Here is a 12,939-nt window from a genome sequence, read left to right as displayed (position 1 = left end):
CTGCGGGTGGACGTTGCAGCCCGATCGAGCGGACGATTTGGTCCAAATCAGGGGGGCGGGGGGATCGCCGCGGAAATGGCGAAAAATTCACCGGAGGGCCGCCCGAGAACTTAAATCGTCATCGAATAAAGGGTTACCGCGGCGGGGCGGCGCGGGCGGCTGCAAATCTCCAAAATCTGCGGTTGACCGAGTCTGCTCGCTGCGTAATCTAACGCTACCGGTCGGGCGCAGCCGACGCTGATTTCCCGGCCGAGTTCAAATTGGACAGATGAGCGTAAGTCATTGCTATCTAATAGGTTGCGGTGAATTCGCTCTCGGTAAACGATGACGGCATTCCGTCGTCATTTCGATCTACCTATCTTCCGCGAGTTCGCCTCGCGTGGGGTTGACGCGGTCAGCTTGCGGCCACGGGCTGACATCGTTGATGGTTCGGATTCCTCCGCTACTGCCATCTCCGAAAACCTCACGGACCGGGTACACGAGGTGCCCGGTCGCGAACGCTCGCGATCGACCTGTCTTCGTCTCTGACGCCGACGGCAGGGGGCTGTCCTTGCCTCGCGACTGAAGCTCAAGGAGTTTGATTCGTTCTCAGCTCGTCGCACGCTCGGCGACGCGAAGCTTGGCGCTGCGGGCACGCGGATTGGCCTGCGTCTCGGCGTCGCCGGGGCGAATCGGCTTGCGGGTCAGCACGTTCCAGCGAGGGTCGTCGCGAAAAGCGGTTTTGACCAAGCGGTCTTCCAGGGAGTGAAAGCTGATGACGGCCAACCGGCCGCCCGGGGACAACCACTGCGGCGCGATCTGCAGTGTCCGCTTCAGGATCTCCAACTCTTCGTTGACCGCGATCCGCAGGGCCTGGAAGGTTCGCGTCGCGGGATGGATGTCGTGATGTTTTCCCCGTCGGACACAGCGGCGACAGATTTCGACCAGGTCGTTGACCGTTTGGACGGGGCGGCGTTCTCGCTGGCGGCCAACGATCTCACGGGCGATGCGACGGCTGGCCCGCTCTTCTCCGTACTGATAGATCGCATCGGCAATTTCCTTTTCGCTTCGACGTGAGAGCCATTCACTGGCCGGAACGCCGCTTTCCGGATCAAACCGCAGATCGAGCGGTCCGTCGTTTTGAAAACTGAACCCGCGGTTGCGGTCGGCCAACTGGTCGCTGGACAAGCCGAGGTCAAGCACCATCGCGTCGGCCGCTTTGACGTCGCAGCGTTTCATCGCTTCGCCGGCTTGTTCGTAACTGCCCAGGAAGACGGTCAGCCGTTCAGTCGGTGGTTGCGATTCGACTCGGGCGAGAACAGCCGGGTCCCGGTCCAACCCGATCACCAGCCCGTCTGCCGGTACGACGTCCAGCAGTCTTCGCGCGTGGCCGCCTCCGCCAAAGGTCCCGTCGATCACCACACGCGGCTGGCAATCGGCGACCCACTGGACGATTTCGTCGGGCAGAACGGAAACGTGGCAGGTCGATTCTTCGCTCGGCGGATCGGTCGATGGACTCATGCGGTCTGCGAGCAGTGAAGCGCTTCTTCCATGTGCTGGGCGATTTCGCGGAGTCGATTCAGGTCGCCTCCCCCAACTTCCGCTGCGCACCAGCCACGGTATCCGATTTCTCGCAGTGCCGCTTCGACCGCTGGCCAATCGATGTCACCCTCGGTGATTTTGGTGAACTTTCCGTCGGCCCGGGAGAAGCCTTTGATGTCCAGCTTCTTGATGCGTGGGCCAAGCGTTTTGACCCACTGTGCCACGTCGCCGTACTTCCAGTGGTTGCCAAGGTCGAACTGCACGCCGATCCAAGGGGAATCAAACTGGTCGATGAAATCGGCCAGCGGTTGGGCGCTTTGATCGGCTCCGCCTTGATGATCGTACAGGAAGTGATTCCAGACGTTTTCGATCAGAATCGGAACGGAGTGCTGTTGGGCAATCGGAAGCGCCTGGCGAATGTTTTCGGTCGCTCGCTGGTAGACTTCCTCGGCCGAACCATCTTTGCCGTGGCCGGCGACCAACAACACCGAGTCGCCGCCAACGGCCGCCGTCTGCTCCAGGCCCTGCTTCAAATCGGCCAGCGCTTGAGCCCGCACGGCGGCATCCGGATCGGTGTGTCGGATGTTCCAGTGGGAGTTCACCACGCTGCCATCGACGATGAAGCCCGTCGCTTCGATCGCCGCTTTGACTTCCTGGACGTCGATGCCCGGAACATTCAGTTCCACGCCGTCGAATCCCGCCTGCTGCGCCGCGCGGAATTTGTCTTCCAGCGATCCCTTGACCCCGATCATTCCGATTTTCAGCGTCTTTCGAATCCAGGGACCGTTGGCATCCGCGGTGGTTTCCTGGGCAGCCGCAGGAAGACCCGCGCGGGCGGTTGCTGCAAGTGCGCTCAGGGCGGCAAAGGATTTGAGGGCTTGTCGACGTTGCATTGCAAACGCTCGCGGTAAGGGTGACAGAAAGAAAGTTCAGGGAAGTCGGCCTCAGCAAGGAAGCCGATGGACCGCTACGAGGTCGCGGACGGCTGTTTGGCCGCCAGCGTGCGGAGGTGCAGTTCGGTCAGTTGATCATTGTCCACGACGCCGGGGGCCTCGGTCATCAAATCGGATGCTTTTTGAGTTTTCGGGAACGCAATGACTTCGCGAATATTCTCCAGGCCGGCGAACAGCATCACCCAGCGGTCGACACCCAGGGCGATTCCACCATGCGGGGGCGCGCCGAAGCGAAGCGCGTTGAGCAGGAATCCGAAGCGATCTTCGGCGGTCTGTTCATCGATCCCCAGCAATTCGAAGACCTTCGATTGCGTTTTCTGGTCGTGGATCCGGATGGTCCCGCCGCCGGCTTCGCTGCCATTGATGACCAGGTCATAGGCCTGGGCGCGACAGGCCTGGGGGTCGCTCTCCAGCTTTTCCAAGTCGCTGGCCAGCGGTGCGGTAAACGGGTGGTGCATCGCGACCCAGCGGCCGGATTCCTCATCGCGTTCGAACATCGGAAACTCCGTGACCCAACTGCAATGCAAGGCGTCTGGGTCATACAGTTTCAGCTCGGCACCCAAGCGTTTTCGCAACGCGTACAAGCCCTTGCAGGTGACGTCCCAGCTGTCGGCCAAGAACAGCAGCAAGTCGCCGGGTTCGCCTTGCAGGAGCGACTTGATTTCTTCCAGGTGGGACGCGTCGAAGTTCTTGCTGACCGGGCTCCACAGTGTCCCGTCCTCTTCGACCCGAAACCAGGCCAGCCCTTTGGCGCCGTATTCTTTGACAAACTCGGTCAGCTCGTCGATCTGCCGTCGCGAGTATTTCTCCGCCCCGCCGGGGGCGCGGATTGCGCGGACGAAGTTGCCCGCATCGGCCGTCGCGCGAAAGACGCGGAATTCGGTTTTCTTGGCGACCTCGGTCACGTCCACGATCTCCATGCCGAACCGCAGGTCCGGAGCGTCGTGTCCGAAACGTCGCATGGCCTCGTCGTACGTCAGACGTGGCAGCGGTAGGGAAACGTCTTTGCCCAGCACTTCCTTGGCCGTCTTGGCAACCAGCCCGTCGATCAGGCCCATGATGTCGTCGGCATCCACAAACGACATCTCCAGGTCCAGCTGAGTGAACTCGGGTTGTCGATCGGCACGCAGGTCTTCGTCGCGAAAGCACTTTGCGACCTGAACGTAACGGTCGAAGCCCGCCACCATCAGAATCTGCTTGTACAGCTGCGGTGATTGCGGCAAGGCGTAGAAGTGTCCGGGGTGGACGCGGCTGGGGACCAGGTAGTCGCGTGCGCCTTCGGGGGTGCTGCGTCCCAGGATGGGTGTTTCCACATCGATGAACTGATGCTCGGCAAAGTAATCGCGCATCGTCTTGATGATCTTGCTGCGGAGCACCAGGGCCCGCTGCATTTCCGGGCGTCGCAGATCCAGGAATCGGTACTTCAACCGCAGGTCTTCGCCGGGCAGGTCGGTCTGGCCGGGCGTGAACGGAGGCGTTTGGCAGGCGTTGAGCACCTCCAGCTCCGGGCAGCGGACTTCGATTTCTCCCGTCGCCAGCTTCTCGTTCGTCTTGCCTTCCAGCCGGTTTGCCACCTTGCCACGGACCAGGATCACACTCTCGTTCGCCACGCGTCCGGCCTTGTCGATCTGCGTCTGGTCGGCTTCGGGGGGGCCCAGGACGACTTGGGTCAACCCATAGCGGTCACGCAGGTCGATGAACACGGCGCCGCCGTGATCACGCTTGTTTTCCACCCATCCGCAGAGAGTGACTTCGGTTCCGACATGTTCTTTGCGGAGCTGTCCGCAGGTGTGGGTGCGCAGCACGGGAATTCAATCGATGCAGGAGAGGAAAACGGGGATCCAAGAAATCAAGAACGGACGGGATTCTAAACAGTTCCAAGGCAATTGCTCAGGGGCCGCCCGCGGGAGGTCCGTGGCGGCGGTGCGACAACGAAAAACGCCCCGGCGGGGGCCGGGGCGTGGAGACGATTTCGCGGTGGGTAGAAGGCCGGGGCGTTTGGCTGGCCCCGCCACTCCCAACCCGATCAGTACTCGACCGGGCCCGTCTGGCCCATCAGCTCTTCATCATCGCCGGCGGCGTCATGCTCCTCCTCGTGCCCGTCAAGCTTGATGACCTTGTACCCGCCGATCGAGCGGTAATAGATCAGCAGCCCCAGGAAACCGATCGCCATCATGCCGGGGACATAGCTGGTCAGCGTCAGTGCCCGACGTCCACCGGCCAGGTACGAGTCTTGGACGTTCTTGAAGTCCTTCTCGGCGTTGGCGATCAGGATGGGTTTGACGTCCGCGGGGATCAGATCCGCCTCGCGGACCGCATCGACGTTTTTCGGGGTGCCGTTGACCAACTCGGTCCGGTTGGCTGCGTTCAGTCGGGCCGGATCCAGTGGGCGATACTCGTAGCCCCAAGACGAAATCGGGTCCGGTTCCGCATAGCGTTCAAAGGTTTCCGGTGCGGTTTGCTGCAGGTTCTCGCTCATCGCGTAACCCTGTTGGGCACCGATTCGCGGGCCGGCGATCTGACCGACACACAGCATGCCCGCGGCACCCAGGGCGCCCATGGCAACGGAGCCGCTTTGCGGATACCGCTCGCCGGCCACACCCAGCATCGTTGGCCACAGGAAGGCTTTGCCGAAGGAGTAGAACGTTGCCGCCACGAAAATCATCGCGACGCTCTGGATCGGAGATCCCAGCCAGATCAGGCCCAGGCAGGCAATGACGGAACTTCCCAGCAGCAAACCGATCGGATTGACCTTGTGAACGATTGGGCCGGCAAAGAACCGCAAGATGAACATCAGGAACGAGGTGTAAACCAGGATCAGAACGCTGTTGGGCAGGAAATTCTCCATCAACTTCGTCATCCAAGAGTCGACGCCCAATTCCATGTAGCCGATCAACGCGTGCAAGACGATCAACACCAGGAATGGAATCGAAGCGAAGCAGGAAAACACGTTGCCGAAGTTGCCGGACGATTCGCCGACCGTTTCCGGGAGCTTTTCCGGCAGCACCATCACCCCGTAAGCCAAAACGACGATCGCAAAGCTGGACAGCGCCCATTGCCAGGGCAATTCGATGAACCAGGCGTCGGCCCCAATGAATCCGGCGGCAAACAATCCCCCGATGATCATCCCCGCCGGCCAGCCGGCGTGCAGGATGTTCAGGTAGTGGGTCTTGTTCTCCGGATAAATCTGCGCGATCAGAGGGTTGATCACCGCCTCGTACAGGCCCTGGCAGATGGAGAAGATGAACGCACTCCAGAACAGCAAGTTGAAGACTTTGTCGGTTGCCGTCGAAGGATCGGCTTCCCGCCAGCCCTCAAACAGCGGGTTGGCCGCAAACAACATCCCCGCACTGATCAGGTGCAATACGAAAGCCAGCACCAGCAACGGCTTGTAGCCGAACTTTTCCACCAGGATCCCGCCGAAAAAGATCATCAATCCGAAGCCCAGGAATCCTGCGCCAAGAATCACTCCGAACTGGCCCCCGCCGATGTCGAATTCTCGTTCCCACGGTCCACCAGCGGCAGTCCGGGTGGCAAAACCGATTCCCGACGCCACCAGCGTCAGGAAACTGGCAAGCATGAGTTTTCCGCGTGAAAGGTCCATACGGTGGCTCCAGAGGCAGACAAGGAGAGTCAATGAGGGGGAGGGAGAACGACGGCAATGCTGCCCGCCAATTCATTCGAAGTAAAGGGACTTCGGGGGCAATCCGCCAAGAATGCAGAACCTAATCGGGTCCGCTGCCTGTCGCCACTGGCAACTCCGCTATACTGGCCCCAGAAGTTAAAAATTGTCACCTCTGTCCCAGCTTACGGTCCCGTGATCGTCCCGAGAGCGGAGCCATAGCGTCGACGAGCGTGGCACTCGGTTCACAGCGGGCAGGGACCCAAGTGGGCATTCGGGACGTCCGGCGGTCATGCCCCAACGCCGTTCCGGCTCTGGCGCGGCCGTCTTGACGGGGCGCCATCATTTGCCGATCGGATCAGCCGAGCAAGCATCCTCTACCAACCAACCCAAGTGAGATTTCTCATGCGTTTCTTTCTCTCTCTCGCCCTTTGTCTGGGAGCACTGAGTCTGATGGCGACCGCGGACGATCAATCGCAGGGCGAACACGAATGCGCCCTGGACTTCAAGATGAAGAACATCGACGGCGAACAGGTCGATTTGGAAGACTACGAAGGCAACGTGGTCTTGGTCGTGAACACCGCCAGTGAGTGCGGTCTGACGCCGCAATATGCCGGCCTGGAAGAGCTGTACCGCAAGTACAAGGACAAGGGATTCGTGGTCCTGGGATTCCCCTGCAACCAATTCGGGAGCCAGGAACCGGGGACCGAAGCGGAGATCAAGACGTTTTGCAGCACGCGATACAACGTCACGTTCCCGATGTTTAGCAAGATCGACGTCAACGGCAGCGACGCGGCACCGCTATACAAGTACCTGACCAGCAAGGACGTGAAGCCGGCCGGCAAGGGCGACATCTCCTGGAACTTCGAAAAGTTCCTGATTGATACCGAGGGCAACCTGGTTCATCGGTTTGCTCCCCGCACCAAGCCCGACGATGCCGAGCTGGTCAAAGCGATCGAAGGCGCTCTGAAGGGCTAGTCCGGCTACAGGGCAACGCACCGTTAGGTCAGGCTGTGCCTGACCACATCCAGCACCGTTTGGTCAGGCTGTGCCTGACGACGGATGGATCCAGCTTTCACTTCGATCTCGCTGGACGGCCAGCGAGATAGCTGGCCAGTCCCGCGAGGTCGTCGGTATTGATCGCATCGACGCCACTGTCGTCCAACACCTTCCACATCGCCGACGTATCGGGCGTGCCCCAGAATCGAATCTGACGCCCTTCCTGGTGCGTGCGCTGGACGAACTGACGCAGGCGTTCCTCTTCCTCCGCCGGGATCGCTCCCTTGCCGTTCCAGCGGAAATGGGACTTCCAATTGTCGCTGATCAGAGGCATCAAGTGCGTCGGCGTCTCTCCACCCAGATCTCTTAATCGTCCGTCGATGCCGGCGTAGCGCGGCGAATCACCGGCGATCAGGTCCTTGGCGCGGTTGCCGGAAATGACGACTTCCACCGCCCCGGGTTCAAACCTGCCGTTGTCGAAGTGCGCCACAAGGTCCGCATAGCTGGCCAACCGTTTGGCGAGTGCGGCATAGGTTGCTCTTGCGTCGCTCTTGATGTCGATCAGCAATCGAAACGGTGCCGCCCCGGAATGGATCCGGCCACCATTTTTTTGAGCACGCCTTCGAAGAGGATCCAGATACAGCGTCTCGAGTGTTCGCTGGGGGGCAATCTTGTCGAAGTCATGGGCGACCAGTAACCGGTCTCCCACCAGAAAGATGTCGGCTTCGACGCTGTTAAATCCGTGGTCCAACGCATCAAGTAACGGACGTTCGTGCAGATAGTCGTTGTGCGCATGCGCTCTTTCCAGCGGCGTCGCAATGTCTGCGGCGATTCCCGCCGTGCCCCAAACAAAGAAGCATACGATCAGAGTCAGCCGGGCCGCTCGGGTGGTTCGCAGGTGATGATTGTTGGCGGTCATGAATTCCGATCCTGCGTTGAGACTCTGGTCAGCGAGAAGAATCGACGGCAACGGCGGTACGAGGTCACCGGTGGCGAGGAGCAAACAAGAGCGGGCCGCCGGATTGCCACGGTCGACCGAAAGGAAACGCTTCTTGAAACAGTCCAGGCCAGGCTCTCACCCGAGCACCGCCATCGGCGACATCTCTTATCCGATCAAATCTTCGATCACTTTGCCGCCAAATTGGCTGAGCTGCTTGAAACGTCCGGCGTGATAGTAGGTCAGCTTGTTGTCATCCAGTCCAAGCAGTCGCAGCAACGTGACGTGAAAGTCGCGCACGTGATGAACGCCTTCTACCGCTTCGGCACCGGTTTCATCGGTCGCCCCGATGGTGTGGCCCGCCTTGACGCCGCCTCCGGCCATCCAGATGGTCATGGCGCTGGGGTTGTGGTCGCGACCGTAAGCTGTTCCCCCGCGGACTCCGTTGTCGGGCGATCGGCCGAACTCGCCGCACCAAACGATCAAGGTGGTTTCCAGCAGTCCCCGGTCTTTCAGGTCAGCGATCAGCGCAGCGATCGGCTTGTCCACCGCCGGAACCAAGCTGCCGTGCGCCCGTTCGATGTAATCGTGGCTGTCCCAAGAACCGTGGTACAGCTGCACGAAGCGAACGCCGTTTTCGACCAGCTTTCTGGCCAGCAGGCACTTTCGTCCGAACGTGTCGGTGGGTTCTTCTCCGACTCCATACTTGGTCAGCGTCTTGGCGTCTTCGGACTGCAGGTCCAGCACATCCGGGACTTGCATTTGCATGCGATAGGCGAGTTCGTAATTGGCCATCCGCGCCGACAGTTCTTCGTGGGTTGGATGTTCGGCAGCGTGACGGCGATTGAGTTTGGCGATCAGGTCCAGGTTTCGACGTTGACGCTCACGTGTGACGCCACGCGGCGGGTCCAGATCCAAAATCGGTGAACCGGTCGGACGCAGGGGCGTCCCCTGGAAGTGGGCGGGAAGGTAGCCGTTGCTCCAGTTGGCCGAACCGCCCTGAGGATAGGAGACCGCCGGCAGCACGACGAAGCCCGGCAGATTCTGGTTGATGGATCCCAGCCCGTAGGTGACCCAGGCGCCGACGGCGGGATCGCCACCGAAACGGTTCCCGCAATTCATCTGGTACATCGCGGTGGGGTGATTGACGCTGTCGACCTGGCACCCGCGGTAAAAGCACAGGTCATCGGCGACCCCAGCCAGGTGTTCCCAATTCACCGCCATGTCGGCTCCCGACTGGCCGGCTTTGCGGAATTGAAACGGGCTTTTGACGTAGTAGCGTTTGCCACTTTCCATGGCCGACTTTTGCTCGCCGCTGCGATTGAATTCCTTCAGGTGCAACCGTTCCAGTGCCGGTTTCGGATCGAAGGTGTCGATGTGCGACGGTCCGCCTTCCATCATCAGAAAGATGCAACGCTGCGCTTTGGCCGGTTGGTGCTGCGGCCGAGGTTGCAAGGGACCGGCTTCACCGGACGGCGACGTATTCGCGCCGGCCGCGTCAAGTTCGCTGGCCATCATGGCGGTGAAGGCGACGCTTCCCAACGACGCGCCCAGGCCGTAGAGGAATTGTCGACGGTCGGAAGCACCGGCGGGGGGAAAGGATCGTTGGGTCATGGGAATTCGATTGTCAGAGTCGAGCTGACGAGAGCGGCGTCACGGCGGGGTTGGGGAGCGTCGGCGATCAGTAAACGTAGATGAATTCATTGCAGTTCAAAATTGCCAGGCAGACATCGGCGAAGGCCCGGGTGTGGCGATCCACGTCGGAGGGTCTCAGGTCGGGGACAAAGTCCACGTTGGCATGCAGTCGCTCCGTGAACGCGAATTTTTCTCCGGTGTTTTCTTCCACCGCTTCTCGTCGGACTTGCGTGGGTTGTGTTTTCCAATCGATTGCTTGATCGGGCAAAGCCGCTTCGCTTTGCCGCCAGTGCTCCAAGACAAGTCGGGTCTCCTCATCCGATGGTGATCGTCCCAGCGCCAACTGAAAGCATCGCTTGATGGCTTGGCGGTCACCGTCCGTCTCGCTCAAGCAGCGATCGGCCAGTGCCAGAGATCGGGCGTGTGAACGACGGCTATTGAGCAGCGCGAATACTTGCGGGGTGACGTTCGACGCGTCGCGCCGCTCGCAAGAGAAATCCGGCGACGGCGTGTTGAACACCTTTTGCATCGGATCGGCAAGTCCGCGAAGCCGGCATGCGTACAGGGATCGTCGATGGCGATCCTCCGGCAACGGGTTGGGTGTCCAGGCAGCCGCGAACGTGCCCATCACCTGGCGTGGCTGCATGGCGACTTCCAAATTGATCTCCGGCCGGCAAGGAATGCCGCCAAGTTCCGGATTCAGCTCGCCGGAGATCGCCAACGCGGCGTCGCGGAGTTCCTCGGCAGTCAGCCGGCGCGGTTGGAACACGGCGTAGCTGGTGCCGGTGGGATCCAATTCCTTCAACCGCTCCGGTTCAGGATGGGCGGCCGAACGACGGTAGGCGCGGCTCATCACAATGCGACGCTGAAGCTTTTTGATCGACCAACCGTCTTCGACGAAAGTCGCAGCCAACCAGTCCAGCAGCTGAGGGTGGGTCGGACGTTTCCCGGTGGAACCGAAGTTGTTCGGGTTTCCGGCAATGGGAGTGCCGAAATTCCACATCCAAACGCGATTGACGATCGTCCGCGTGGTCAGCGGGTTGCCCGGATCGGCAACCCATTTGGCGAAAGCCAGTCGGCGACCCTGGATGGTGTCGGGAATGGGCTGGGGTTGGACATCATCCAGAACGCTCAGAACGCCGGGGGACACTTGCGGACCGGCCGAGAACGGGTCGCCGCCAATGAGGATCTGGCCCGGCTCCAATTCGCCCTGCTCCATCGGTTCATCCGGGACTCGGAACGGCGCGTAGATGGATTTGACATCGGGGGTCCTGCCGTCGTAGACCGCCAACGCGTACGGCGCATAGGTTTCGTCTTCAAAGGCCAACGCTTGCAAACCCTTTCTGGCGACCCGTTCCATGCCGAATTGTTCCGACGTGAAGCCGACCAATTTGGGCGGATACTGATCTTCGTTCAGGCCCTTCTTGATGCGGTTTCGAGCCGCGTTGAAGACCCCGGAGGTTTTCGTCTTTTTCAGTTCGGCAACGATTTCGCGCCACTGTTGATCGGGAAGGCCCTGATCGGAGTACCACTGCAAAGCGTTCTCCAGCAGCACCTCATCCAGTTGACGCAGAATCTGTTGGTAGTCTTTGCGACGCTGGTTGAGGTATTTCTGCTCATCAAAACCCGAGACGTTTTCTTCAGGCAGCCGTTCGGCATGTCGTTCGGCCAATTGGGTGGTTTTGAAGACTGCCTGGATGCTGTAGTAGTCGCGCGTGGGGATCGGATCGAATTTGTGATCGTGGCAGCGGGCGCATTGCAGTGAGTGCGCCAGGAACGTTTCGCCGACGCTGTTGGTGACATCGTCCAAAAAACGCTGTCGCGCCACCTTGGCGACTTCCATGCCGGTCAACTCCCAGGGGCCCATCCGCAGAAAACCTGTCGCGATGATCATCTCCGGATCTTCGGGATCAAATTCGTCGCCGGCGATTTGTTCCAGAACGAATTGGTCGAACGGTTTGTCCTGGTTGAACGCGCGGACGACGTAATCGCGGTAGCGCCATGCGCCGCCGCGGTGGTAGTCGTTGGCGAATCCGGACGAGTCCGCGTAGCGAACCACGTCCAGCCAGTGCTGGGCCATCCGTTCGCCATAGTGTGGTGACTGCAGCAATCGATCAACAACGTCAGCGAAGGCCGCGTGTTCGCTTCGCGGGTCCGAGACGAACGCATCGATTTCTTTTGGTGTTGGGGGCAGGCCGGTCAGATCAAACGTGACCCGTCGCAGCAGGGTGCGGCGGTCCGCGGGTCCGGCCGGCAGCAAGCCAGCGGGCATCGCCTGGTCGATCAACACATCGATCGGGCTGGTCGCTTCCGCCGATGGCGCATCGTCCGCGGAGGCGACCTCGGGTTTGACGACGGGCTGATAGGCCCAAAGCGATTCGGGCTGGTAGCGACGGTTGGTCCAAGCGTCATCCAGGCCGCCGGAGGTTTCCACCTGCACGCCGTCCTCGGCCGACCAGCGATCCGCATAAGCCGCCGCGATCTCGGCTTGACGTTCCGCCTCCGGCCAAGCAGCACCGGTGGCGATCCATCGCTGAACCCAATTCAATTGCTCTTCCGTGACTGCTTCGGCTTCCTTGGGGGGCATCGCGGACCAGTCATCGCTATGACGGGTCATCACCAGGTACAGAGGGCTTTCCTGCGGCCGGCCGGGGACCAGTGCGGGTTCGCCGCTATCGCCGCCCGCGAGGACCTGCTGCTGTTGCCGCAGGTCCAGACCGCCTTCGATCGCTTCCTCATCCGCCCCGTGACATCCCAGGCACTTCTCGCGCAGCAGCGGTTCGACACGTCGGACGAACAGCGTCTGTGACTCGTCGACTTCGGCGTCCGATTGCTCTCCGTCCGCCGGCGTCTTCCGGTCCGTTGGCGGTTCGGCGTTGACGTCGATCGCCGTCAGAGAACCCAGCAGCAGGACGCAAAGGGACAGACGGCTGAGGTAAAGACGGCCGACAGACAGACAGCGGACAGACAGACAGCGGACAGACAGCGGGCCGGGCGCGCCGAAACGGATCGCCGCTCGTGGCTGTGCGTGGGCGGATGTGTTTCTTCGCATGGTTAGCCGTTGTCTGACTGGGTGGGTCTGACGGGTCGTGATGAAGCGGTGAAAAGAACTGCCAAACGAGATTTCGAAGAATGATTGGCCGGACTGTTCGGCCGGAGCGTGGGATCCGGCCGGAGTGCGGGAAACGTGCGGCCGTCAGCGGGGTGGGGCTCGGGCCGGGCAATCGATCGACGGTTCAGCTGAAGGGTGATGGGCGGCATGCTCGCGTCCC

8 protein-coding genes are annotated in these 12,939 nt (G+C 60.9%); 1 reads left to right on the top strand and 7 read right to left on the bottom strand.

Annotated features, from left to right (window positions below):
- Nucleotides 1–588: 588 nt before the first annotated feature.
- The 4 genes from rsmH to FYK55_RS06305 form a co-directional block, all read right to left on the bottom strand.
- Complete coding sequence (rsmH, locus tag FYK55_RS06320) at nucleotides 589–1,500, bottom strand: 16S rRNA (cytosine(1402)-N(4))-methyltransferase RsmH (protein WP_150075542.1); 912 nt, start codon at nucleotides 1,498–1,500, stop codon at nucleotides 589–591.
- Nucleotides 1,497–2,414 carry a sugar phosphate isomerase/epimerase family protein gene (locus FYK55_RS06315; RefSeq protein WP_150075541.1) on the bottom strand — a complete coding sequence of 306 codons (918 nt, stop codon included), beginning with the start codon at nucleotides 2,412–2,414 and terminating at the stop codon, nucleotides 1,497–1,499. Before FYK55_RS06315 ends, rsmH begins: the two co-directional genes overlap by 4 nt.
- A gap of 74 nt (nucleotides 2,415–2,488) precedes the next feature.
- Nucleotides 2,489–4,279, bottom strand: coding sequence for an aspartate--tRNA ligase (gene aspS / locus FYK55_RS06310; RefSeq protein ID WP_150075540.1), 1,791 nt, complete (start codon nucleotides 4,277–4,279; stop codon nucleotides 2,489–2,491).
- A gap of 221 nt (nucleotides 4,280–4,500) precedes the next feature.
- Nucleotides 4,501–6,054, bottom strand: a complete 1,554-nt coding sequence (locus FYK55_RS06305; protein ID WP_235908469.1) for an MFS transporter — start codon at nucleotides 6,052–6,054, stop codon at nucleotides 4,501–4,503.
- A gap of 447 nt (nucleotides 6,055–6,501) precedes the next feature.
- Between FYK55_RS06305 and FYK55_RS06300 the strand changes: the two genes are divergently transcribed.
- Nucleotides 6,502–7,074 carry a glutathione peroxidase gene (locus tag FYK55_RS06300; RefSeq protein ID WP_150075538.1) on the top strand — a complete coding sequence of 191 codons (573 nt, stop codon included), beginning with the start codon at nucleotides 6,502–6,504 and terminating at the stop codon, nucleotides 7,072–7,074.
- Nucleotides 7,075–7,171: 97 nt separating this feature from the next.
- On the opposite strand, the gene FYK55_RS06295 is transcribed toward FYK55_RS06300, so the two are convergent.
- The 3 genes from FYK55_RS06295 to FYK55_RS06285 form a co-directional block, all read right to left on the bottom strand.
- Nucleotides 7,172–8,014: a phosphatidylinositol-specific phospholipase C/glycerophosphodiester phosphodiesterase family protein gene (locus tag FYK55_RS06295; RefSeq protein ID WP_235908467.1), complete on the bottom strand. Its 843-nt coding sequence runs from the start codon at nucleotides 8,012–8,014 to the stop codon at nucleotides 7,172–7,174.
- A gap of 186 nt (nucleotides 8,015–8,200) precedes the next feature.
- Nucleotides 8,201–9,646, bottom strand: coding sequence for a DUF1501 domain-containing protein (locus FYK55_RS06290; RefSeq protein WP_150075537.1), 1,446 nt, complete (start codon nucleotides 9,644–9,646; stop codon nucleotides 8,201–8,203).
- 67 nt (nucleotides 9,647–9,713) lie between these two features.
- The gene (locus FYK55_RS06285; RefSeq protein ID WP_150075536.1) at nucleotides 9,714–12,719 is read right to left on the bottom strand and encodes a DUF1549 domain-containing protein; all 3,006 of its coding nucleotides are present in this window, start codon (nucleotides 12,717–12,719) and stop codon (nucleotides 9,714–9,716) included.
- Between the last annotated feature and the right edge of the window lie 220 nt (nucleotides 12,720–12,939).

It is taken from the genome of Roseiconus nitratireducens, assembly GCF_008629675.1.
GTDB classification, from domain to species: Bacteria; Planctomycetota; Planctomycetia; order Pirellulales; family Pirellulaceae; genus Stieleria; species Stieleria nitratireducens.
Note: the sequence above shows the minus strand (reverse complement) of the source record. Positions and strands in the feature narration are given on the sequence as shown.